Annotated in this window: 17 protein-coding genes and 5 pseudogenes; 5 read left to right on the forward strand and 17 right to left on the reverse strand. The window is 70.3% G+C overall.

Going from position 1 to position 23,144, the window contains the following annotated elements:
• Window positions 1-275: 275 nt before the first annotated feature.
• From ACH5AO_RS27090 to ACH5AO_RS27130, 9 genes and pseudogenes are all read right to left on the reverse strand, one after another.
• Window positions 276-918 (reverse strand): annotated as a pseudogene (locus tag ACH5AO_RS27090) (SDR family NAD(P)-dependent oxidoreductase).
• A gap of 130 nt (window positions 919-1,048) precedes the next feature.
• The gene (locus tag ACH5AO_RS27095; RefSeq protein ID WP_398929036.1) at window positions 1,049-1,372 is read right to left on the reverse strand and encodes a putative quinol monooxygenase; all 324 of its coding nucleotides are present in this window, start codon (window positions 1,370-1,372) and stop codon (window positions 1,049-1,051) included.
• A 66-nt stretch (window positions 1,373-1,438) separates the two neighbouring features.
• Entirely contained in the window at window positions 1,439-2,263 is an 825-nt protein-coding gene (locus ACH5AO_RS27100; RefSeq protein ID WP_398929038.1) for an alpha/beta fold hydrolase, read from the reverse strand.
• A 160-nt stretch (window positions 2,264-2,423) separates the two neighbouring features.
• The gene (locus tag ACH5AO_RS27105; RefSeq protein ID WP_398929040.1) at window positions 2,424-5,183 is read right to left on the reverse strand and encodes an AAA family ATPase; all 2,760 of its coding nucleotides are present in this window, start codon (window positions 5,181-5,183) and stop codon (window positions 2,424-2,426) included.
• 561 nt (window positions 5,184-5,744) lie between these two features.
• A complete protein-coding gene (locus ACH5AO_RS27110) occupies window positions 5,745-6,986 on the reverse strand; it encodes a low temperature requirement protein A (protein ID WP_398929042.1) in 1,242 nt (413 codons plus the stop codon).
• Window positions 6,983-7,276, reverse strand: coding sequence for a hypothetical protein (locus tag ACH5AO_RS27115; RefSeq protein WP_398929044.1), 294 nt, complete (start codon window positions 7,274-7,276; stop codon window positions 6,983-6,985). Before ACH5AO_RS27115 ends, ACH5AO_RS27110 begins: the two co-directional genes overlap by 4 nt.
• Before the next feature lie 210 nt (window positions 7,277-7,486).
• Window positions 7,487-7,948, reverse strand: coding sequence for an SDR family NAD(P)-dependent oxidoreductase (locus ACH5AO_RS27120; protein ID WP_398929046.1), 462 nt, complete (start codon window positions 7,946-7,948; stop codon window positions 7,487-7,489).
• Window positions 7,870-9,327, reverse strand: coding sequence for an aldehyde dehydrogenase family protein (locus ACH5AO_RS27125; RefSeq protein WP_398929048.1), 1,458 nt, complete (start codon window positions 9,325-9,327; stop codon window positions 7,870-7,872). The genes ACH5AO_RS27120 and ACH5AO_RS27125 overlap by 79 nt, the downstream gene beginning before the upstream one ends.
• 358 nt (window positions 9,328-9,685) lie before the next feature.
• On the reverse strand, window positions 9,686-10,156 hold the full coding sequence (locus ACH5AO_RS27130; RefSeq protein ID WP_398929050.1) for a nuclear transport factor 2 family protein: 471 nt from the start codon (window positions 10,154-10,156) through the stop codon (window positions 9,686-9,688).
• 161 nt (window positions 10,157-10,317) lie between these two features.
• Between ACH5AO_RS27130 and ACH5AO_RS27135 the strand changes: the two genes are divergently transcribed.
• The gene (locus ACH5AO_RS27135; RefSeq protein WP_398929053.1) at window positions 10,318-10,761 is read left to right on the forward strand and encodes an Rrf2 family transcriptional regulator; all 444 of its coding nucleotides are present in this window, start codon (window positions 10,318-10,320) and stop codon (window positions 10,759-10,761) included.
• 638 nt (window positions 10,762-11,399) lie between these two features.
• On the opposite strand, the pseudogene ACH5AO_RS27140 reads toward ACH5AO_RS27135, so the two are convergent.
• Window positions 11,400-11,516: pseudogene (locus ACH5AO_RS27140) on the reverse strand (restriction endonuclease); the annotation flags it as partial.
• A gap of 18 nt (window positions 11,517-11,534) precedes the next feature.
• Window positions 11,535-12,557, reverse strand: coding sequence for a MerR family transcriptional regulator (locus ACH5AO_RS27145; protein ID WP_398929055.1), 1,023 nt, complete (start codon window positions 12,555-12,557; stop codon window positions 11,535-11,537).
• Window positions 12,558-12,653: 96 nt separating this feature from the next.
• Here ACH5AO_RS27145 and ACH5AO_RS27150 point away from each other — a divergent pair.
• Window positions 12,654-13,364, forward strand: a pseudogene (locus ACH5AO_RS27150) (IS982 family transposase).
• Here ACH5AO_RS27150 and ACH5AO_RS27155 read toward each other — a convergent pair.
• Window positions 13,352-14,149 carry a HEAT repeat domain-containing protein gene (locus ACH5AO_RS27155; protein WP_398929058.1) on the reverse strand — a complete coding sequence of 266 codons (798 nt, stop codon included), beginning with the start codon at window positions 14,147-14,149 and terminating at the stop codon, window positions 13,352-13,354. The pseudogene ACH5AO_RS27150 and the gene ACH5AO_RS27155 overlap by 13 nt on opposite strands.
• A gap of 408 nt (window positions 14,150-14,557) precedes the next feature.
• The gene (locus ACH5AO_RS27160; RefSeq protein WP_398929060.1) at window positions 14,558-16,204 is read right to left on the reverse strand and encodes a glycoside hydrolase family 27 protein; all 1,647 of its coding nucleotides are present in this window, start codon (window positions 16,202-16,204) and stop codon (window positions 14,558-14,560) included.
• Between the two features lie 131 nt (window positions 16,205-16,335).
• On the opposite strand from ACH5AO_RS27160, the pseudogene ACH5AO_RS27165 reads away from it, so the two are divergent.
• Window positions 16,336-16,617 (forward strand): annotated as a pseudogene (locus ACH5AO_RS27165) (family 43 glycosylhydrolase); the annotation flags it as partial.
• Window positions 16,618-16,867: 250 nt separating this feature from the next.
• Here the strand turns inward: ACH5AO_RS27165 and ACH5AO_RS27170 are convergent.
• Window positions 16,868-17,881: a LacI family DNA-binding transcriptional regulator gene (locus ACH5AO_RS27170; protein ID WP_398929062.1), complete on the reverse strand. Its 1,014-nt coding sequence runs from the start codon at window positions 17,879-17,881 to the stop codon at window positions 16,868-16,870.
• A gap of 216 nt (window positions 17,882-18,097) precedes the next feature.
• On the opposite strand from ACH5AO_RS27170, the gene ACH5AO_RS27175 reads away from it, so the two are divergent.
• Both ACH5AO_RS27175 and ACH5AO_RS27180 read left to right on the forward strand, forming a co-directional pair.
• Window positions 18,098-19,063 carry a glycoside hydrolase family 6 protein gene (locus tag ACH5AO_RS27175; RefSeq protein WP_398929064.1) on the forward strand — a complete coding sequence of 322 codons (966 nt, stop codon included), beginning with the start codon at window positions 18,098-18,100 and terminating at the stop codon, window positions 19,061-19,063.
• A 221-nt stretch (window positions 19,064-19,284) separates the two neighbouring features.
• Window positions 19,285-19,500, forward strand: a pseudogene (locus tag ACH5AO_RS27180) (GTP-binding protein); the annotation flags it as partial.
• 167 nt (window positions 19,501-19,667) lie between these two features.
• Here the strand turns inward: ACH5AO_RS27180 and aztD are convergent.
• From aztD to ACH5AO_RS27195, 3 genes are all read right to left on the reverse strand, one after another.
• Complete coding sequence (gene aztD, locus ACH5AO_RS27185) at window positions 19,668-20,870, reverse strand: zinc metallochaperone AztD (protein ID WP_398929066.1); 1,203 nt, start codon at window positions 20,868-20,870, stop codon at window positions 19,668-19,670.
• A 91-nt stretch (window positions 20,871-20,961) separates the two neighbouring features.
• Window positions 20,962-21,921, reverse strand: a complete 960-nt coding sequence (aztC, locus tag ACH5AO_RS27190) for a zinc ABC transporter substrate-binding protein AztC (RefSeq protein ID WP_398929068.1) — start codon at window positions 21,919-21,921, stop codon at window positions 20,962-20,964.
• Window positions 21,918-23,144, reverse strand: a complete 1,227-nt coding sequence (locus ACH5AO_RS27195; RefSeq protein WP_398929070.1) for a hypothetical protein — start codon at window positions 23,142-23,144, stop codon at window positions 21,918-21,920. Before ACH5AO_RS27195 ends, aztC begins: the two co-directional genes overlap by 4 nt.

The raw sequence follows: 23,144 nt of genomic DNA on the forward strand, positions 1-23,144 counted from the left end.
GAGGCGGGCAGGGCGTCGTGACCGGATGCCGGAGCAACGGGCGACACGGTCCGCCTCAGGTGCGCCGCCTGGAGGCCGGCGGGTTGCGCTGATTCCCATGGTGCATGACGATCCCGGCACCAGCGGGCCGGTCCTGTCTGAAAGAAGCGGACTTGACGTCCACTCAGGGGCTTGGTGACTGAGTCCTGATTCCCCCGGTAAGGGCCCGTCGGCACTTACCGGTGCGCCGGGTGGGTGTGGTTGCCAGGACTGTCGCGGGGTCGGGCCTGTCGCCGTCACCAGGGGAGTGCGCCGGCGCGGTCGGTCACCGTGCCGGTGGGCGTGTCGGGCCCCAGGGTGGCGATACGCACCGCCGCCTCCGCGTCCTCCTCGACGCTCTGCCCGATGTGGCCGGTGAACTCGGTCGCGGTCCGGCCGGGGTCCACCGCGTTGAAGTGGACGTCGGGGATCGTCCTGGCGTACTGCATGGTCAGCATGGTGACCGCGCTCTTCGACGAGCCGTAGGCGGCGAGCGGATACCGCGACTCGACCCGCTCCGGGTCGTGGGTCGGCGTGAACGACCCCGGACCGCTGGTGACGTCGACGACGGACGGGGCAGTTGCCTTACGCAGCAAGGGCAGGAACGCGTGCGTGACGCGCACCAGGCCGAAGACGTTGGTTTCGTGGACGTGACGGATCTGGTCGGCCGTCATGTCCTCGGGCGTGGTCACTTCGCCGGGGATCCCGGCGTTGTTGACGAGAATGTCCAGGTGGCCCGCCCGAGCGCGCAGCGTCTCGACCGCCGGGCCGGTCGGCGGCCTTGCGTCCGTTCCCGGCGTCCCGGGCTCCGATCCAGACCGTCCGGCCCGCCTGGACGAGTCGGCGCGCGATCTCGTGGCCGAGGCCCCTGTTGCCGCCGGTGATCAATGTGGTGGTCACCTCGTGTCTCTCCTGTGCGTGTCGTCGGAGCGGGTGCTCCCGGAAGGCGGTCACCGGGAGCACCCAAGGGAGTGGTTCCGTGGCGGTGCGCTCCGTCGGCGTCGGCCCCGACGTCGGCGGGCGCCCTGCTCTAGCGGGCGGGACGGAACGGACGCAGCAGGCGGATGCCGTCCTCGATGGATCCGTCGATCAGTTCGAGCATCTGCGGGACGAGTTCCCGCATCCGGGGCGCGGCGAGGTGGGCGTCGAGGTGGGCGCGTGTCTCCCAGCGTTCGTAGATGACGAACTCGCCGGGTCGGCCCTCGACTTCGTGAGCCTCGTAGTCGATGTTGCCGGGGTCGTTGCGTGAAGGGGTGACGGCGGCGGTGATGAACGCCTTGAGGTCGTCCTCCCTGCCCGCCTTCGCCTTCGCGTCCCAGACGACGGTCACGTAGCCGGTGGGTGTTGCGGTCATGGTGATTCCTTCTCTGTTCCGTGTCGTGTTCCGTACTGACGGGCTGTGTGCCGGTACCGAGCCGGGTCAGCTCTCGATGAAGTCGAGGAGGTCCGCGTTGACGGTGTCGGCGTTGACGGTGCACATGCCGTGCGACAGGCCCGGGTAGACCTTCAGGTCCGCGTGCTCGACCAACGTGACCGCCGACCGGGCGGAGTTGGTGATCGGGACGATCTGGTCGTCGTCGCCGTGCAGGAGGAGCGTGGGCACGTCGATCGCCCGGAGGTCGTCGGTGAAGTCCGTCTCCGAGAACGCTCTGATCCCCTCGTGGTGCGCCTGCGCGCTGCCGGCCATCCCCTGGCGCCACCAGTTCTGGATGATGCCCTGGGAGACGTCCGCGCCCGGACGGTTGAATCCGTAGAACGGCCCGGAGGCGATGTCGAGGTAGAACTGGGAACGGTCGGTAGCCACGCCCTCGCGGAAGCCGTCGAAGACCTCCACCGGCATCCCTGCGGGGTTGGATTCCGTTCGGACCATGAGCGGCGGGACCGCTGCGATGAGGACGGCCTTGGCGACCCGGCCGGCACCGTGCCTGGCGACGTACCGGGCGACCTCTCCGCCACCGGCGCAGTGGCCGACGTGGACGACGTCGCGCAGGCCGAGGTGGGCCACCACGGCGGCGGCGTCCGCCGCGTAGCGGTCCATGTCGTGCCCGTGGCCGACCTGGGCGGAGCGCCCGTGCCCGCGGCGGTCGTGGGCGACGACGCGGTAGCCCCGCCGGACGAGGAACAGCAACTGGGCGTCCCAGTCGTCCGAACTCAGCGGCCAGCCGTGGTGGAACATGACCGGCCGGCCCGAGCCCCAGTCCTTGTAGAAGATCTCGACTCCGTCGCCGGTGGTGACGAACGGCATGGTCCGCTCCTCGTGGTCTCGCCCGGATACCGGGCGGATTCGATGTCTCCACGAGAATGGCCCGGCCGCCGTGTCGGCAGCCTCCGTCAGCTGACTGACATCCGGCCGACGGCTCGCTCACGTCAGTACCGGGGCAGTGCTGGGACCCGACCGGTGGCTCTCACAGCCGGGTGGCCGGAGGCTCGGGAGGCAGCGCCTCCAGAGCGTCGCGGAGCCCGGCCCGCGACGTGATCCCCAGCTTCGGGAACACACGGTAGAGATGCGACGACACGGTCCGCGGCGAAAGGAACAGACGCGACGCGATCTGCGGGTTCGACAGCCCCGTCGCCGCCAGCCTGGCGACCTCCAGCTCCTGCGGGGTGAGGGCCTCACCAGCCTTGTTCCGGCCGGTCCGCGTCATCCCGGTGGCGCGGAGCTCCGCCGCGGCCCGGGCCTCCCACGGACGGGCCCCGAGCTCCTCGAAGCGGCCGCGGGCGGCGGCCAGCTGCACCCGGGCCTCGCGGTTGAGCCCCTGACGGCGCAGCCTCTCGCCGTACGCCAGCTGAGCACGGCCGACCTCGAAGGGCCACCGCTCGACGCCCGGCAGCCCGAGCGCCTCCTCGAAGCACCGGACCATGTCCTCGGCAGCCGATGTCATCGCCGTGACCGTGGCCGCGCTCAGCGCGAACCGCGACGAGAGGTGACCGACACCGGCGTCGCGCAGCGCGTCCGCGTGCCGTCGCGCCTCCGCGTGCCGCCCGGAGCGCACGGCGGCCTCGACGAGGTCCGGCGCGGACCACACGGCCTCGGGGTTGAACGCCGGCAGCACACCCGGGGCGCAGATCGCCGTGGCGTGCCGGAACGCCGTCTCGAAGTCGGCGGCGCCGAGGGCCGCCCGGGCCGCCGCCTGGTGGGCGCAGTTCTCCAGCCGCCGCAGGCCCCTGGGACCCGACCACCCCCAGATGTCCTCGCAGTGTTCCCGGCACGTGTCGAGGGCGCCGCGCTGGGCCGCGGCCATCGCAGCGACGTAGTGCCCCACCTGGGCGAACAGGTGGTACCCCGTCTCCTCGGACAGCGCGATGAGCTCGTCCGCGGCGCCGGCCGACGCCTGCCACCGGCCGGCGTACAGGTCGTCCAGGGCGACGAACATCAGGGCCGGCATGCTCGATCCCACCGCGCCGCCGTCGCGTATGACCCGGGACACGGCCTCGCGACAGCCCGGAAGCCGGTCGAGGTACGAGGCGGTCAGGGCGGTGCGGATGACCACGTCGGCGTCACTCTGGTCCCTCAGCCGCGCGATCTCCTCGTCCAGGCGGCGCAGCATGCCGTCGGTGACGGAGCCGAGGTCGTGGTGGACGCGCCCCAGTGACGCCGCGGCGGCGGGCGCCGCCTCGGGGACCCGGGCGAGCACGTCGACCAGAGGTTGCCAGTGCTCGGGCCGGCCCGAGTACTGGCTGGCGAGGGTGAGGGTGAACAGTGCGGTCTCCAGCTCCTCATGCGGCGGTCCGGGCATCATCGGGGCCTGCTCGACCGCCTCCATCAGGAGCGCATGGGCCGTATCGGCGTCGCCTTCCGTGACGAGCACCAGGAAGCCGGCCGTCGCGGCCGCCGAGAGCGACCGGGCCGCCGGATTGCCCTCGACCTCACGCATGATCTCGTGGCTGACCTCCAGATGGCCTGTGACCCAGGCGGCGGCATAGGCGGCCTGCGACAGGCGGCGCCTGCGGTCCGCTCGATCGGTGCTCAGCTCGGCCGCGCGCCGCAGTCTCGCGATCGCGCCGTCGGCGTCACCGCGCCGCAGGCTGCTCCGGGCCGCCGACTCCACCACGGCGGCGACCGCCTCGTCGGGCGCCGTCGTGGCTCTCGCGAGGTGATCACCGCGCCGCTCGGGCTGGTCGGCCAGCGCGTCGGCCAGTCGGCGGTGTGCGCCGCGCCGCTGTTCACCGGTGGAACCGTCGACCACCGCAGACCTGACCAGCGGATGCCTGAAGCGCACCGCGCGGCCGTTCTCCGTGACCATGACCAGGTGGTCACGCTCCGCGGGAGCGAGTTCCTCAAGGCTGCCCGGCCCGCCGGCCGCCTCGAGGACGCCGATGTCGCCGGAGCCCTCGAGAGCCGCGAGCAGCAGCACCTCGCGCGTTCCCCGCGGCAGTCGTCCGACGCGGGCGCCGTACAGAGCGCGGACATCCCGCCCCGGGCCGCTCGCCCACCCCGGCCCTTGGCCGTGTCGGCCGCCGGAGATCCCGGTGGACCCGGCGAACTCGAGCAGCGCCAGGGGATTTCCCTGCGCCTCGTGGGCCACGGTCGAAAGAACCCGGCGGGGAAGGTGTGCAAAGCGTCGGGACAGCAGCCGCAGGGCGTCCGCGTCACCCAGCGGCACGACCTCGAGCTCCGGCAGACCGGTGGACCGGAAGGATTCGCCGGGCTCCGCCCGCTGCGCTCCGAGCAGCCCGATGCGGCGGCCCCCCAGTCTTCTGGCGACGAAACCCACCGCGGCTCGGCTCGCCCGGTCGACGACATGAAGGTCATCGACCACGAGGAGCAACGGCCGCTCCTTCGCGGCCTCGTCGAACAGGGACAGTGCCGCGTTCAGGACGGCGATCCGGCTCGGCGCGGGACCGACGCCGAGACCGAGGGCGACCTCGAGGGCCTCCCGCATGGAACGCGGCAGACGACCGAGCTCGTCCGGCAGCGAGCCGACGAGCTGATGGAGCCCCGCGAAGCTGATGTCCGTCTCGTACTCGACACCGCCGCCGCGGACGACCCGCACTCCCTTCGCCACCGCCAGCTCGGCGGTCGCGTCCAGGAGCGCCGTCTTCCCCACGCCCGGATCACCGGTGAGCAGCAGAACGGCTCCGTCCGTCCCGGCCATGTCCAGGAACGCCGCAAGCTCGGCGAGCTCGCCCTCCCGGCCGACCAGCCCGGTCGGGCCGACGCCCACACCTGTCCCTGACTTCGCCCACATCCGCCGCGTCCCTCGTCCTGCCTCGCGAAGCAGTCGACACACTAGCCACGCACCTGACCAGGAAGTATCGCACCCGCCGGCAAACGGAGCCTGAAGCCGTCCGCTTCGCCGACATCCCCAGCTCCCGGACGAAGATCATGCAGAGCACCCGTCGGGCGCCGCAGCCCCACCGCAACGACAGCACCAAGGGCAGTCAGCCTTCCCGGGAAGCCCTTCGAGTCGGCTGATGACGGTGATGTGGGTGGCGTCGACGTTGGCGGCCTGAGCGGCGTTGAGGACCTTGGTGGTCTCGGCTCCGTCGATGAGTACGCGACCCACTCGGCGGTGCCCACGGCGTGTACGGTCGCGTGGGTCACCGCGTCCGCGCCCCGCCGTGAGGACGTTGTCCAGGGTCGTCGGGTTCGCGGTGCCGAGCGGGTGCGTCCCCGTCGTCGGCGTGAACAACGTGTCGCCGTCATCGAGCAGGTGCACCGGGCGCACGGCACGGGCGCCGTCGTACGCCGTGCCGGCCAGGTTCCCGCGGCAGCGAGGGTTCCCTCACAGAACTGGCACCGCGACGCCTTCCTCGCCCCTCCCGCGCTCCGGGCTCGCCCCGAGCGCCGTCAGCGTCACCCCGGCTGCCACCGCCAGCGCCGCCACCAGCCCCGCCGCGAGCACCGCCCAGTGACCCAGGAACGTACAGACGACCACCAGCAGCGCCGTGGCCGGCAGCACCGACTGCTGGGCGATCCCCACCTTGTAGAAGCGCGAGTGCAGCGCCCACACCGTGAGCAGGAACAGCGCTGTCGGCAGCGTCACCGCTGCCGACGCCGACAGCGCCGAAAGGTGCGTCTTGCCCACCGCCTGCTCCACCGCCACCTCCAGGCCGGCCCCGATCGCGGCACCCGAGACGAAGATCAGGTAATGGCCGTAGCCCCAGAGGAAGGACTGCCGGTTGGACCGGAGGTGCCCGTGGATGGGGACCGCGAAGTAGACCCACCAGGCGGCGAAGATGATCAGCAGTCCACCGGCGGCGATGGGCAGCAGCTCACCCAGGGCCTCGTGCTCGTCGATCCCCGACTTCACGGCGACGGTGGCCGCCGCGATGGTCTCGCCGAGCACGATGAGCGTGAGCAGCCCGTACCGTTCGGCGATGTGGTGGGGGTGCCAGGGCGTGGGGTGGGCCCGCTCCGCATACAGCGGTACGGCCATCTCCAGCAACGCCATCACCAGGAAGACCCACGGGCGGCCGGCCTCCGGCAGGGCCAGTAGCCCCAGCCAGCCGATCTGGCACAGCCCGATGGCGTACCGCAGCGCCATCGTCCGCTCGGGGCCCTGGCTCGACCGCGCCACGCGCAGCCACTGCGCCGTCATGGCGAGCCGCATGATCACATAGCCCAGGACGACGACCAGGTACGCGTGTTCCTCGAACACCTGGGAGACGCCTGCCGTCAGGACGAGCACGCCGACCATCTGGATCAGCGTGACGATCCGGTACAGCACGTCGTCGTTGTCGTAAGCCGAGGCGAACCACGTGAAGTTCATCCACGCCCACCAGATGGCGAAGAAGATCATCAAGTAGTCGAGGATCCCCTCGCCCGTGTGTCCCTCGACCATGGCGTGCACCAACTGGGCGCCTGCCTGGGCTATGGCCACGATGAAGCACAGGTCGAAGAAGAGCTCCAGTGAGGAGACTCCGCGGCGGGTCTCGTCGCGGCCTCGCGCCGTGAGCCTGCGCAGTGGTCTGTGGTGTGCGGGCGCCGCGGAGCACACCGGCGGCGGAGCCGGGCTGCTTGTCATCTGGTGAGCCAAGCTCCGAAATGCCGCTGCAGTCGGGGATTGATCTGCCAGACCATCGCTGCTGCCGCCGCCGGGACGAGTACGGCGAGTCGCACCGGCAGGTACAGATCCTCCAGAACGGGGTTCGTGGCCAGGCCCAGCAGGACGATGGTGGGGTAGATACCGCACACGGTGAGGAGCCACAGCTTCCAGCGCCGGACGGCGGCCGGAACGGTGAGGCCGAGCCGGGGTTCGGCGTTCGCGGACGCGTTCCGGCCCTGCTCCCGGAGCGTGTGCCGGATGCCTGTCACTGCCGGTGGGCTCGGCAGTCCAGGATCGTCGGCACCGTAGGCATCGGAAACAGTTCTCTCGTTCATGGACCACTCCACATCGAAAAGCTGCGTATCGTTTTGATTCCATCGGTTCCTGCGCGACCGAGGCGATGCCGGCGCTGCGTGAGGGGCTGCCCGAGCGCAACAGCGGCAGCGGTTGCCAGGTGGGCAGCACAGGGCTCGGATGGCTCACCGCCAGCCGCTGCTGGTATCCGTCTGCCGGCATGCCTCGGATGGTGCCGTTCCAAGTGAAGCCACACCCGCGTTGTCAACCAGCACGTCGAGGCGACCGCGCCGTGCCGCCACTTCGGCCGCGAGTCGCTGGGTCTCGGCCGGAGCGGACCGGTCGGCGATGTATTGCCCGGCCCCGAAACGCTGCGCGACCGGCACCGGTCGCTGCGGGGCACAACCGTGCGGAAGCAACTGGTGCACGGCTTCCGCAAGCTCCTCAGCCAGAGCGAGACCAAGACCGTTCGTCGCTCCGGTGATCAGAATCGAGGCCGTGGTGCACCCTTCCTGTGCAGGAAGGCTGCCCGGCGCCCAGGTGGGCGCCGGGCCAGGTGATGATCTGATCAGTGAGCGGACTGGGTGTGGTCCTGCTCCACGTACACCTTGAGGGCCTGGAACTCCTCGATCGCTCGCGGGCCGCACAGGTAGCCGTAACCGCTTCCCTTGACGCCGCCCTCCTCGAAGTCCTCGCTGATGGCTCCCCAGGTGTTGATCCATACGGTGCCGGTGCGGATGCGCCGGGCGATCCGGCGGGCCTTCATCGAGTCCGAGCTGAACACCGAGGCGGCCAGGCCGTAGATGGTGGCGTTCGCCTTGGTCACGGCGTCGTCCTCGTCGTCGAAGATCTCGAACGTCTGGACCGGGCCGAAGACCTCTTCCTGCACGATCCGGACGTCGGTGCGGTCCACCTCGATCAGGCTCGGCCGGTAGAACGCCCCAGCGGCCAGCGGGCCGTCGGTGACCACACCGCCGCGCAGCAGCACCGTGCCGTACGAGGCGGCTTCCTCGACTATCGCGTCCACCCGCTGGGCGGACGCCCGGTCGATCACCGGGCCGAGCTGGGCCTTCTCGTCGTCGCCCGACCCGAGCCGCACCTGCGCGAGCGCGGCGGTGAGCCGAGTGCGCACCTGGTCGGCGATGTCCCGGTGAACCAGTACACGGGAGCCGGTGCAGCAGAACTGCCCGTTCATCAGCACCAGCGACTGCACCACGGTCGGGATCACCATGTCCAGATCGGCGTCGGGGAAGATCACCATCGGCGCCTTACCGCCCAGTTCCAGACCGAGCCGCTTGAGCGTAGTGGAGGCCGCGGCCGCGATACGGCGGCCGACCGGCGTACTGCCGGTGTAGTTGATCACGTCGACCTTGTCCGAGGAGACCAGGAACGGGGCCCCGGTGTTGCCGGACTCGGTGAACACGCTGACCACGCCCGCCGGGATCTCCGGGACCGAGGCCAGGACCTGCGCGAAAAGCTCATTGGTCAGCGCCGTCTGAGCCGGAAGCTTGACCACGACGGTGCAGCCGGCGGCCAGTGCGGGGCCCAGGGCCCGCACGGTCAGCATGATGGGAGAGTTCCAGGGGGAAATGATCCCGGCGACACCGAGTGGCTCGGGAACCGAGTGGGTGTACTGGCCGGGTGCCGTCTCGGCGGCGCGTCCGGCGGTCTGGGTGCGCGCAGAGGCCGCCGCGTACCGCAGCCACCCGACCGCACCGCTGACCTCCCACGTGGTCTCGCCCAGAAGCTTGCCGTTCTCCCGGGACAGCATGGCCGCGACCTCGGGCACCCGGGCCTCGAGGGCGTCGGCCAGCCGGTTGAGCGCGGTCGCCCGGAGCGAGGGGGTGCGCGCCCATTCGGTGGTCGCGAACGCGGTGGCGGCGGCGTCCACGGCGGCCGAAGCCTCTGCCTCGCCGCCGTCGTAGAACGAGCCGACGACGGTGCCGTCGGCCGGGTCGATCGATTCCAGAACCGAGCCGGAGCCGGTCCACTGTCCGTTGATCCAGTGTCGCGCGATGGTGTTCATGGTCCGCTCCTCGTGGTCTCGCCCGGCTATCGGGCGGATTCGATGTCTCCACGAGAATGGCTCGGCCACCGTGCCGACAGCCTCCGTCAGCTGACTGACATCCGGCCGACGGCTCGCTCACGTCAGTACCGGGGCGGTGCTGGGACCCGACCGGTGGCTCTCAGCGGACGTTGAGTCCGCTTCTGGTGGCGGCCTCGTCCGGGTTGAGTGAGGAAGCCTTGGCGGGTGAGGTGTCCGAGGCGGCCGCGGGTGATGTCGGCGGTTGGGTGCGAACAACAGCTTCGTTCGAGAAGCAGCGCCGGGTATGCGGCCCGAAGAAGGGAGTGTCCTGTCGCATACTCGGCGCTGACCGGCAGGGTTACGCCGTCGTGGCTGCTGTCCCGGTGGCTTCGACTGCGGACTTGAAGTCAGGGTGGACCCCGATCTGATCAAGCCACACGTTCATCGAGTTGTAGCAATTGAACCTTTCGATCTTTCCGTCACGGAGGTACCAGAGGTCCGCCGCCGGCACGTCGATCCGGTTCCCGGTCGGCGGGATCTCGCCGACCGGAGTCGGAAACCCTCCGAGATGCGTGCCCTGGATTCGCAACTCGACGGCGACGACATCACCGAACACATGCACCTCGAGCAGCTCACGGTGTACATCGGGGAACGAGCGGGCGAGGCCCGCGATCACCTGAGGAATCTGCTCTCCGCGGAAACTCTGCGAGGTCGACATGTCGTTGAACGACCCGTCCTCGGTGAACAAGGCCAGGAAACCGTCACCGTCGAGAACGTCTCCTTCCGCGAGCCGGTAAGCCTCGCGAATGATCTTTTCGTTACTTTCCATTCCTGTTCTCCTTCGAATTCGCAACACGCTCACGGTCCGCGCTTGCCTTTGATCGACCCTTCCCGACTGTCGTAACGATAATTGTTACGGCAGATTGTCGCAACTTTCACTGTTACGACCGCACTGTCGTAACATGGAGCGTTGCGACCGGAGGAGGGGTCATGAGCGCCAACAGCAGGCTGACCATTGCCGCCCATGCGCTGGCCTGGATCGGTCTCTACCAGCGCCAGGGCCACGAGGTCGCCACCTCCGAGCAGATCGCAGCCAGCGCGAACACCAACCCCGTGGTGATCAGACGGCTGCTCGGCGAGCTGCGCGGGGCCGGCCTCGTGGAGTCCCGGCGGGGCGCGGGCGCGGGCTGGTCGCTGGCGCGCGAGCTGGGGTCGATCACCCTGCTCGACGTGTACGAGGCAGTGGAACCCGGCCCGCTGTTCGCGATGCACCGCACCACCCCGGACCAGAGATGCGTGGTGGGTCACGGCATCCAGCCGGCGATGCGGGGCATCTACCAGGACATCGAGGAGACCCTGAGACACGAACTGGCCCGCGTCACGCTCGAGAAGGTACTCAGGGACGTACTCGCGGCACCTCGCCAGCCTCTCTGATCAGCTGGGCGACCCCGTGCGAACCGTAGGGTCCGGCGTGGGTTCCGCCCACCGGGGCGGAGTGACGTGAGCGTGTGCCGCCGCACGAACTCCACCACCTGCTCCGGCACGCCCTCCGGCGCCAAAAAGCACCCATGCGCTGATACGACTTCAGCATCAGCGACAAGGCCGGCAGATCCTGAGCCTTTTCAGCGTCGACGCTCCAGGACCGGCGCTCAATCGGGCCTGGGCGGGCTGACAGTGAGTTGGCTCTTCGCCCACTCGTGATCAACATTGACGGGCAGCCTTGTGGGCCGCCTCACCGGCTGTCCTTCGTCGGCCATGGCACGAATGGCCCGATCTGCGGTCGACCCACGCCACCGCCGGATGTGACGAACTACCGGGCAGGTGTCCCCACGTCGCAGGTACACGAGGACCAGCAGGGCCTGACGACCCGGCGTCAGGGGACGCCGCCGAGTGCCCCGGGCCCGGTGCCGGACGCGCAGGGTGGAGCTGGACAGGCCGATGCCCGAGCGGTAGGCGAGCACACGGAGCCTTTTGGGGTCGAAAACCACCTGTCACGGGCTTCGCTGAGGTGCCACCCGAACAGGGCAGCCCGTGCGGCAAGTTGTGAAGGGCCCACTCGCGCTGGATGACCGTGAGCGGCCGTCGGGAAGTCGGCTCAGAACGTCCGCACCGTTGTCCCCGGTGCCGCCGACGCGGCGGACCTCGGTACAGCCGTCACGGCGGCAGAGACCGGCGGCCAGGTCCTCCCAGTGCCTCTCCGATGTGCTTCAGGAGTCCTCGTCGGTTCGCTCCTCCAGGACTTCCATCAGGGCCGATGCCACGAGGGCGACCGCTCGGTCCTTGTCGTGGGCCAGGTGGCGCAGGATCTCCTGCGCGGTGGTTCCCTCCAGTTCGACCAGCGCCTGGGTCAGGCGGATCCGTGTCCCCGAGTCCACGGTGGGCGCGGCGAGTTCGTCAGCCAGGGCTGTCACGATCCGGTCCGCGCATTCGGGGTCCTGGTACAACATCCCCAGAGCCTCCGCCGCCTCCACGTCGTTGGAGCCCTCGACCACCATGCTGACGAGCGTCGGCACTGCCGCGGCCACTCCGTATCTGCCAAGAACCGGAGCGGCGCGCCCGCGCACCGTCGCGTCCGGGTCCCCGAGGGCGTCCGCGAGCAGCGCGATCGCCCCCGGAGCCTCGGGCATCTCGGCGATCGCCAGCACCGCACGCCGCCGGATGTCCACGTCCTCCGAGCGCGCGGCGGCGGCCAGCGCCGCCACACCCTCGCCGCCCGCCCGGGCGAGCGCCCAGCGCAAGGCGCCTGAGACATGCGGGTCGGATTCGGTCAGGACCGCCCCGACCAATAGCTCGGCCGGAACCGACACGCCCTCCGGCTGCGTCAGAACGGCCTGCTGTCTGCGCGCGGCGCTGGTCGAGCTGAGTTCCCGCATGAGTTCGACGACGCGCAGGACGTCCTGCCAGCCGGTGGGCGCCGACGCGTCGATCACACGGAGCCGCTCCAGCAGCTCCTGTTCGCGCGCCAAGCGGTCCTCCGTCCACTGGATGAGGTCGCTGACCAAGGCCGACGGTGTGAAGGCCGGGTCCTCCAACGCGCGCCCGATCTGCTTGAGCGACAGCCCGAGGGACCGCAGGCTCTCCACGTGGAAGATCTTGCGGACGTCCTCGGCCGAGTACTCGCGGTAGCCGCTGACGGTGCGGCCCGTCGGCTGCACCAGCCCCAGGGCATCGTAGTGCCGGAGCATCCGGGTGCTCACCCCGGAGTGACGGGCCACATCACCGATCAGCAACCTACGGTCTCCTGGACGAGTAGTTCCGAATGCGGGGTTCTCAGATGTGAGGAAGGTGTCCGACATCGGGTTGCGACAACCGAGTCGGGAACCCTCTTGACCGCACTGTACGTGCACATTGATGACCGCCTGAAGACCTCGCGGTGGCGCGGCAGGCCGCCCCGGCCGACCGACGCGGAACTGATCACCCTCGCCGTGGCCCAGGCCGTGCCGGGCTTCCACTGCGAGGCCCGCCGACTGCGCTTCGCCCATGCCCACCTGCACGGCATGTTCCCCCTGCCTGCCCCAGCGGCCCGTCTGCAACAAGCGCCTACGGGCCGCGCTGGGCCTGGTCGAGCAGGCATACGGTCCTTGGCGGCGGACACCGACCTGTGGCTGGACGACATGTGGATCGTGGACTCCACGCCGGTCGAATGCGCCCGCTCGCGCGAGACCGTGCGCCGCTCCGACCTGGCCGGCCGGGCCGACTACCGCTACTGCCGCTCCCACTCACGCTTCCACTGGGGCCTGAAACCGCACCTGGTGTGCACCCCGGCCGGACACAGCATCAGCCTGCTACGGCCCTCCTACCGGAACCGCGGCACCCCACGACCAGGAGAAGCCCTGCTCAAGACAGTGCGCCAGCTGATCGAGTCGGTCAACGACACCCTCAAGGGCCAGCTCGGCCTCGAACAGCACGGCGGACGCACCACCGAAGGCGTCGGTGTCCGAGTGGCCCAGCGGATCCTGGTGATGACCTGCGCGATCCGGCACAACCGCGCCATCGGCGCACCCGTCACCAGGTCACTGACCGCCTACGACCACTGAGCCACATCGGAACTGCTCATCCAGCCCTCTACGGCCTTGGCGGCCTGGTTCGGGCCGGTCTGCTCGGTCGACTCAGTCGTCGCCGCGGGCTCGGCGGTCTCTCCGGCTTCGGTGCCCACCGCCGCTGCCTCGGCCGCGGCAGCTCGCTCCGGGCCGAGCCTGACCATGCGCTTCGCCTCCTCGATCGCCGCGTCGAAACCGGTCTCCGGGTTCTGCCGGAGCAGCTCGGTGGCACGGGCGTGCGCCGCCACGTCCGGGTGTGGGTCTTCCGCGGCCTTCTCCAGGGCGGGCTTGATCACTTCGCCGAGGTCGACGAGGGCCCGGCTCAGGCTCAGCTGCACGTTGCGGTCACCGCGGCCGAGCTGCAGAACCAGCTCGTCGACCAGGTCCTTCTCCTCGTCCTCGGGTACGAGGACTACCGCCACGCGCCACGCGGTCCGCGCGACCTCATCATCGGCGTCGCGCAGCATGTCGCGGGTGATCCAGGCCCAAGTGCTCTTGTCGTTGATCTTGGAAAGTGTGTGCAGCGCCTGGCTGCGGGCCTGATTGCGGCTGGAGTCAAGCTCCTTGCGAATCCGGGGCAGGGTGATCTCCGGCGAGAGGCGGGTCAGCGCCCAGGACAGCATGTCCCGTACGAAGAAGTCGGGGTCGACCGCGCACCGCTCGACGAGGGTCTCCAGAAAGACGGGGTCGGGGTCCGAGCCGGCCGCCAGGGCCGCCTGGAGCCGCACCGAAGAGTCCTCGGCACCCAGGGCCTTGATCAAACGGGTGTGCTGCGTGGTCACATTGGTGGTGTTGATTGGGACCACCTCCTGCGTCCAAGTGGAAACCTTGTCACCGTGTCAAGGTCAAGCCCGTGATCGAACCCTGCGAAGGCCGTTTGTGTCCATTGTTTTGCAGGCCCGCGTCCGGAGCTGCCGACCGCTCAGCGCCCCCGGGTGCATCCACGAGCACACGCCCGCCACCCTCGTACCCCTCGCCCGGCGCCGGGCCCACCGTGTTCGTCCGCCGAAGGTCCTCCCGAAGGGCCGGCCGGCACGGTCGCCCTCCCCGTCCCCCGACTGCTGCGACCGCCATTTCGACACCTCGGCGTCACGAGTGCGGTCGGAGCGCTGCGCCGGCGGATGCGGCAGCCGTGCGGGAGGCCGTGGCCGGGGTGTTGTCGTTCCGGTCACGGCCCGGTGCCGTGTCGCTCACGCGCGGGTCCACTTCTGGTTGGCCTGGCCGTTGCAGGTCCACAGCACCAGCCGGGTCCCGTTGGCGGTGCCGGCCCCGTTGGCGTCGAGGCACAGCCCGGAGTGGACGTTGCGGATCGAGCCGTCGGAGCCGACGGTCCACTTCTGGTTGTTCTGGCCGTTGCAGGGCCAGGTGATGACACGGGTGCCGTTGGTGGTGCCCTGCTCGTAGGCGTCCAGGCACTTGTCGCCGTAGACGCGGATCTCGCCGCCCGCCCATGTGGTCCACAGCTGGTTGGCGGCCGTGTGGCAGTCCCACAGCAGAGTCGCGGCGCCGGCGGCCGTGGAGGCGTTGTCCACGTCCACGCAGCGGCCGGAGGCGTTGCCCCGCAGGCGTGAGGTGGTGGCGGCCAGCGGGCTGCCGCCGCTCACCCGGTACGCGGCGACGCCGTGCGCGGGGACGCTCGCCGAGATCTGCCCGGACGTGCTCGCCGTGCCGCCGGTCCACAGGTCGGTGAGGGTGAACGGCCCTCCGCTCAGGCCGACCTGGGCGGCCGTCGTGGTGACCGTCGCCGCGCTCCCGCCCCGGTTGAACAGCCCCACCGCGACCGAACCGTCCGCCAGGGGCTTGGCGAACACCTCGATGTCACCGTCGTCGCGCACCCTGCGTCCGCCCGCGCCCTGGGGATCCTGGTTCACCGCCAGCAGGCGCGGGTTGCGCAGGATCGCGCTGACGTCGGCGGACATCGTGCGGATGTCGTTGCCGGCCATCAGCGGGGCACTCATCAGCGCCCACAGGGCGAAGTGGGAGCGGGACTCGGTCAGCGACAGGCCGGGCCGGCCGACGACCAGCATGTCGGGGTCGTTCCAGTGCCCCGGGCCGGACTGTGCGGCCAGCGGCGCGTTGACGTCCAGGACGTTGCCGACGCCCATCGGGTAGCTGTTGGTGTTGCCGTTCTGCCAGATGTCGAGCAGGTCCTCGGTCGTCCGCCACAGGTCGGCGACCTCGCCCCAGTCGTACGTGGACCCCGTGATGGCGTGGAAGCTGTTGGGGTTGATGCTGTAGACGATCGGCCGGCCGGTGGCGCGCAGGGCATCACGCATCAGCGTGAACCGCGCGACCTGCTCGTCACGCGTGCCGCTCGAGGAACACCAGTCGTACTTGAGGTAGTCGACCCCCCACGCGGCGAACGTGGCGGCGTCCTGGGTCTCGTGGCCCCTGCTGCCCGTGGAGCCCGGGTACGTGCCCACGGTCTGCGCGCAGGTGCGCTCGCCCGGCACCTGGTAGATGCCGAACTTCAGGCCCTTGCTGTGGATGTAGTCCCCGAGGGCCTTCATCCCGCTCGGGAACTTCGTCGGGTTGGCCCGCAGGTTGCCCTGTGCGTCACGCTGCGGGTCGAACCAGCAGTCGTCGACCACCACGTACCGGTAGCCGGCGTCCCGCATGCCCGAGGACACCATCGCGTCGGCGGCCTGGCGGACCTGGGCCTCGGTGATCCCGCACCCGAAGCTGTTCCAGCTGTTCCACCCCAGCGGTGGGGTGAGCGCCGGACTGCCCGGCGCGGCCGTGGCGGTGGACTGCGCCGAGGCCGTCACGGACGCGGTCACCGTCAGCGCGGCGGCCGCGAGGAAGCGGAACAGTCGTCCACCTGATCGTCTGGGCACCGGGACTCCTTCGGCAGGGAAGAGAGACGAGAGGGGAGAGTTCGAAATTTCGATCGAAGTTCGGAAACTTCGGATGCCCCACGGATACTAGAGAGGCGGCCGACCATGTCAACTCCCCCTTCAGAAACAGGATTTGCCGCGCGATCAGCAAGGTGGCGAGGGCGAGGCCCACCGATTCCACACCAGGAACTTCGAACATTTCGAATGCGGCAGAGTCGCTTCAACCGGCGAACTCGAGGCGAACACCCCCATGGGTTTGCCATAAGCACACGAACCCGGTGATCTGGCAGGACTTCGCGGACATCGACGTCATTCGCGTCGGCGACACCTCCTACGCCTCGGCCTCGACGATGCGCTACTCGCCGGGCGCGCCCGTTCCGCGGTCGTACGACCTGGTGAACTGGAAGCCCGCTGAAACAGCTCGGTCTCCGCCGGGCATTCGTCCTGAGCGTGCCGGCCGCGACCGTCCTGATGAACCCGGCACCGCGACCGGCAGCAGCAAAAAGGGACAGGTGGCAACCAGTACCCAAGCCATCGGGCCGGAGGGCGGTCGCCGCTTCCGCTGCCAGGCCTCGACCACCCCGACCGGCTCCCCGGACCCCCGTGCCGCGTCCGGGAGGAACCCGTCCGGACCGGGGCCCGCCCCTCCCGGACAGTGAGGAGTCAGGCGCTGGCCCGGACGACCAGGCGGGTGGGGAGGACCAGCGGGGTGGGGTCCTGCCCGTTGACGAGCGCGACGAGCATGCGCGCCATCTCCCGTCCGAGAGCCTCTATGGGCTGATGGACGGTGGTGAGCGGCGGATCGGCGATCCGGGCGACCGTCAGGTCGTCGAAGCCGACCACGGCGACGTCGGCGGGGACCCGTCGGCCGGCCTCCCGCAGGATGCGCAGCGCTCCCGCCGCCATGTTGTCGTTGGCGGCGAACACTCCGTCCACGTCGGGGTGTTCCGCCAGCAGCGCGGCCATGGCGGCGGCTCCGCTGCGCTCGGTGAAGTCCCCCTCCAGCGGCGGGAACGGATCGAGACCGGCGCCCAGCACGGCGTCCCGGTAGCCGCGGTACCGGGCACGCCCGGCCTCGGTGTCCAGACGCCCGCAGATCACGGCCACGCGCCTCCGGCCGAGTGAGACCAGATGCTCGGTCGCCTCGCGCGCTCCGCCGACGTTGTCCACGTCCACGTACCACCGGGGAGCCGGACCGACCGGGCGCCCGCCGAACACGACGGGCATCTGCGCCTCGTCGGCCATCCGGGTCAGCGGATCGCCCTCGCGCAGCGCCATCAGCATCACGCCGTCCGCGCCCCTGGACCGCAGGAGCTCCTCGACCCGCTTGCGGCCGCGGTCGGAGGCGGCCAGGCACAGCATCAGATGCAGGTCCGCCTCGTCCAGGGCGGCCGACGCCCCCACGATCACGCGGGCGAAGAACGGATCGGCGAAGATCGACGGATCCTCTCCCGAGACGACCAGGGCGGCCGCTCCCGTCTGACGGGTGGCCAGCGCGCGGGCGGTCGGATTGGGTACGTAACCGAGTTGCCGCACGGCCCGTTCGACGGCCTCGCGCTTGGCGCGGCTGACGTGCGGGGCGTTGTTGAGGGCGCGGGAGGCCACGGAGCGGGAGACACCGGCGCGTTCGGCCACCTCGTCGAGCGTCGGATGCCGACGCGGCGCTGCTTCTGCCATGGCTCGTGAGTCTTCCACAGTCGTCCACGGGCGGGAGCGCTCAGGGACGCAGGAGATGGGACCGCTTCCAGTACGACGGCCCACAGGACCCACGTCTCCCTGTGAAATCCCGGTGCTGCGCAGACTGTTGACACCCCAACCACCCGCCCGGACCATTGGGACCGCTTCCAGTGGGAGCGCTCCCAAGCACGCCTCCTCCGAAACCGAGGTACTGTCTTGAGCCGCAGACTCCGCACACTGATGGCAGCGCTCTGTGCTCTGCCGCTGGCCTTCGCCGCCGCGCCCTCCGCCCACGCGGCCGACCCCACCACCATGACCAACGGGTTCTACGTGGACCCCGACTCGAGCGCGAAGCGGTGGGCGGCCGCCAACCCCGGCGACGGCCGGGCCGCCGCGATCAACGCCTCCATCGCCAACACGCCGATGGCCCGCTGGTTCGGCTCCTGGAGCGGCACCATCGGCACCGCGACCGGTGCCTACGCCGGAGCGGCGGACCGCCAGGACAAGCTGCCCATCCTCGTCGCCTACAACATCTACCACCGTGACTACTGCGGCGGGCACTCCGCCGGCGGAGCCGCCTCGCCGTCCGCCTACGCCAACTGGATCGCCCAGTTCGCCGGAGGCATCGCGGCCCGCCCGGCCGTCGTCATCCTCGAACCGGACTCCCTCGGAGACTACGGCTGCATGAACCAGGCCCAGATCGACGAACGCGAGGCCATGCTCACCGGTGCCCTCGCCGAGTTCAACCGCCAAGCCCCCAACACCTGGGTCTACATGGACGCCGGCAACCCGCGCTGGGCCGACGCGGCGACCATGGCCCGGCGCCTCCACGAAGCCGGCCTCCGGCAGGCCCACGGCTTCTCGCTCAACGTCTCCAACTACGTCACCACCGCCGAGAACACCGCCTACGGCAACGCCGTCAACAACGAACTGGCCGCCCGCTACGGCTACACCAAGCCGTTCGTCGTGGACACCAGCCGCAACGGCAACGGCACCAACGGCCAGTGGTGCAACCCCTCCGGCCGCCGCATCGGCACGCCCACCCGGACGGGCGGAGGCGCCGAGATGCTCCTGTGGATCAAGACCCCGGGCGAGTCCGACGGCAACTGCGGTGTCGGAGCCGGCTCCACGGCCGGCCAGTTCCTCCCCGAGGTCGCCTACAAGATGATCTACGGCTACTGACCCGGGGCTCCCGCCGCCCGCACGGGCGAGGCAGCCGGTCCGGCCGCTCACGCGACCCGGTCGCGCCGGGAGGGGCACGTACCTCGTACGAACGGTGAGCGGGTGCGATCGCACACCGGGCACCCGAGGGAATCACGGGCGACCGGACCGCACGAAGCACCGACCGCATCGTGTGCGCCAAGGCGCGCGATCTCACGGCGGGGCCGTACCGGAGTGTTCAGGTGTGGCTCCGCCGTCTCACGGATCCGGGCGGGGATCCCGCCACGACGGGCCTCGGTGCGGCCTCGCCGCGCCTTCCCGTCACCGTCCTGTCGGGGTTCCTCGGAGCAGGCAGGACCACCCTCCCCCACCACGTCCTCACCGACCGCGAGGGCCTGCGCGTCGCCGTCGTCGTCAACGACTTGAGCGAGGTCGGCATCGGCACCGCCTTCGTGCGCATGCCCTGAGATCCGCGTCCGCGTCTTACGTGATGCCGATGCGGGCCGTGACTCCTCCGAGTCACGGCCCGCATCGCCGCCCGCCCTGCGGGTGGCGACGTCACCAGGAGGACTTGGTGACCCCGGGCAGGAAGCCGGCGGGCGCCGCGTGCTGGAAGCGGGACCGGTCAGTGACCGTCCACCGTCCCGGACAGTTCGTTGGTGCCCTTCGGCAGGGTCACGGACGTCAGTTTCTCGCCCGAGTCCAGGTCGAAGGCGTGCAGTTGGCGCTTGCCCGGTTCGGAAACGTACGCCGTGTGGTCACGGACGAACAGGGTGGGCCTGGGCTGCTGCCAGTCCAGGGGCTCGGTCCAGTCACCGACCGCTTCGATCTTCTTCTCCACCTTGCCGGTCTCCGGGTCGATGACGTGCAGGACGCCGTTGGTGCCGAGCACGAGGGCTTCGCCGTGCGGGCCGCGGGCTAGGGAGCGGAAGGAGTAGCTGGTGCCGAGGTCGACCAGCTTCATCTTCGCCGTGCGGGTGTCGATCAGCGATATGCGGGTCGGCCGTTCCAGCTCCGCGTCGGGGTCGGTCTTGTAGTCGCCCAGGAGGATCGGGGAGACGTCGCTGCCGGCCTGGTTGCCGGTGCGGGCGTAGTCGTCGGGGGCGTCGACCTTGGTGAACTTGCCGTCCTTGTAGAGCAGGACGCCGTCCTCACAGCCGAGACCGACCACCTCGCCCTGGGCGGCGGCCTCACCGTGCACGCCCGGGCAGTTCTCGGCGCGGGCGATCTCCTTGTCGTTCTCGTCCAGGACGAGGGCGCCGGTGCGCTTCTCCTCGGTGCCCAGCGTGGTGACGAGTTCACCTCCGGTCAGTTCGATGGCGACGCCGTGGTGGGGCTCGGCAGAGGTGTAACTGCGGCCTTCCGGCTGCTTTCCGCCGGCCAGGTCCGCGGGATCGAAGACGTTCACCTCGCCCGTGCCGTCGGTGAACAAGGCCGTCCTGCCGCCGTGCCGCACGACGTGACCCGGCTTCGCACCCTTGAACTCGGCGTCCGTGAACGTCTGCCGGGAGGCGTCGAACACGCGGAAGCCGCTGTCGGTGGAGACGATGACGTGGTCCTCGTCGCCCGCCGGGTTGACCCGGTTGAAACCGGGCAGCTCGACGGTCTTCGCCAGCTTCAGGGTCTCGCCGTCGAGGACGTAGAGGCCCCCGTCGTAGGTGGCGACCAGCGGATTCTTGACCGCGGTGGCCTCACTGCCCTTCGTCTGCTTCTTCGGCTCGGCGTCGGACGAGGCATCGTCGCTGCCGCCACAGGCGGTCAGCGCCATGGCCGCCGTCAGGGCCAGGGCCGTGCCCGTGAGCATTCTGGCGCGTGTCGACCTGTTCATCGTGTGTCTGTCCTCTCCGGCCCCTCACAGGGCACGGGGTTGTGTGGTGGAGCGACCGGCGATCCGTACGCCGGCCCGCGGGGGAAGCTGGTCAGTCGCCGGTGAGGCCCTCGGCCATGGCCGAGGTGTTGGCGCGCATCATCTCCAGGTAGGTGCCGGCGCCCTCGCCCTTCTCGGTCAGCGACTCGGAGTACAGCGAGACGACGTCCACGTCACCGCCCATCTCCTGGCGCAGGACCTCGGCGAGCCGGGTGGGCTGCGAGGAGTCGGCGAAGACGGCGCGCACCCCGGCCTCCTCCATCGCCTCGGTGAGGGAGCGCAGGTCGGAGGAGCTGGGTGAGGCGAGTGTCGTGCCGCTGGGGATGACGGCGCCGATCACGCGGAAGCCGAAGCGGTCGGCGAGGTAGCCGAAGACGTGGTGGTTGGTCACCAGGGCGCGGCGGTCCTCGGGGACGGCCGCGAAGGACTTCTCCATCCACGTGGTGAGGTCGGCGAGTTGTCCGTCGTAGTGTGCGGCGTTGTCGCGGACGGCCTTCTCGTTCACGCCGTCGACGTGCTCGACGACCTGGTCGGCGATCAGACCGGCCGCCTTGCGGACGCGGTCGGGGTCGGTCCAGAAGTGCGGGTCCGGCTCGCCGGCCTCGTCGTCGGGACCGCCCTCCTCACCGGCGTGGAAGGTCAGGGGGTCGGCCGCCTCGCCGGCTGCGAAGGTGGCCACGCCGGACTCACGGGCCGCCTCCACGTGGCGGAGCACGTTCTCCTCCAGCCCGAGCCCGTTGTAGACGACCAGGTCCGCGTTCTCCAGCTCCGCGGCCTGCACGGCCGACAGGCCGAAGGAGTGCGGATCGGCGTTCGGCTTCATGAGGACACTGACGTCCGCCTCGTCGCCGACGATCTCCCGGGTGATGTCACCGAGGATGTTGGTCGTCACCACGACCCGGGGCCGCTCGCCGCCGCCCGCGCAGCCGGTCGCCGTGGCGGCGAGGACGAAGAAGCCGACCAGGGTCACCAGCAGTGCACGGATCCGAGCCGCGCCCACGCGCACGCTCATCGGCCCGTCTCCACCATCAGGGACGGCCGTACGTCCAGGTCGAAGGTGCGGGCCACCCGGAGGTCGTCGTTGTAGTCGATCTCGTACACGCGCTTGCCCTCGGGGTCGTTGAGGTAGGCGCGGCTCCGGTCGACCTCGATCACCGGTGCCGCGGCTTCGCCGGAGGCGTCCTTGAGCAGGCGTTCGGTGACCGTGGTCTCCTCGCCGGTGGGGATGTCGTAGCCGTGCAGGGCTCCGTCGTTTTCCAGTACGACGAGCGGGGAGCCTTCACCGGCGGTGTTGGCGGCGACCACGGGGCCGGTCTCCACCCGCTTCCAGGCGCGCTCGGTGACGTCCAGGACCCAGACGGCGTCCTTCCCCGCGGGTGCGGTGAGCGTGGTGCTGCCCGGACGGTGCCGGAACTCCCCGGCCCGCTCCGGCTTCGGCACGTCCTCGTCGTACGGGATCTTCTCGGCGGTGAAGGTGCCGTCGTCCTCGTGGACGAGCAGGGCGCCGTCGGCGCAGCCGAGGACGAGCCCTCGCCGGGTGACCGCGTCGCCCTTCGGGTCCTCGCACGCGGGCTCCAGGGTGGCGACGCGCTTTCCGGACCGGTCGAGCACGGCGGCTTTCGCGGGAGCGTCGCCGTCGCGCGCGAGGGCGACCAGGTGTTCCGCGTACGGCACGACGGGCCCGGCGTAGGTGCCGGGGAGTCGGCCGGGGGTGCCGAGGGCACCCTTCTCCAGATCGGCGCGGAGGTGGACGCCCGCTTTGCCGTCCGCTGCCGTGACGACGGTGACGCCCGCGTCGCTGCGGATGCTCGTGCCGGTGCCGGCCGGGAGTTCGCCCACCTCCTGGATCTTCGCGCGGTAGTAGTGCACGTGGTCTCCGTGGTCGACCGTCCAGGCGCCGCTGTCGAGGACGTGGGTGCCATCCGCGCCGTGGAGGTAACCGAAGCGGCCGTCGGTGGTGAGTCCGGTGACGCCGGATCTGCGCCCCGGGTCGTGGATCTTGCCGGTGATCAGGTCCAGCACGCGGATGTCGCCGGTGCCGGGGTCGCCGAGCAGGAGCCGGGACTGCTGCTCGGCGGCTTCGGTGGCCCCTTCGACGTAGCCGTGGGGGGTGGCGGAGGAAGAAGGGCTCTTCGGGCCGGACTCGGCATTGTCCTGACCCGCGCAGCCTGCGGTCAGGAGGAGCACGGCCGCCAGTGCCGGGGCCGTCGATGTGACGTTTCTTCGGACGAACAA

Origin of the sequence: Streptomyces sp. NPDC018964, from assembly GCF_044390325.1 — a bacterium.
Taxonomy (GTDB): Bacteria; Actinomycetota; Actinomycetes; order Streptomycetales; family Streptomycetaceae; genus Streptomyces.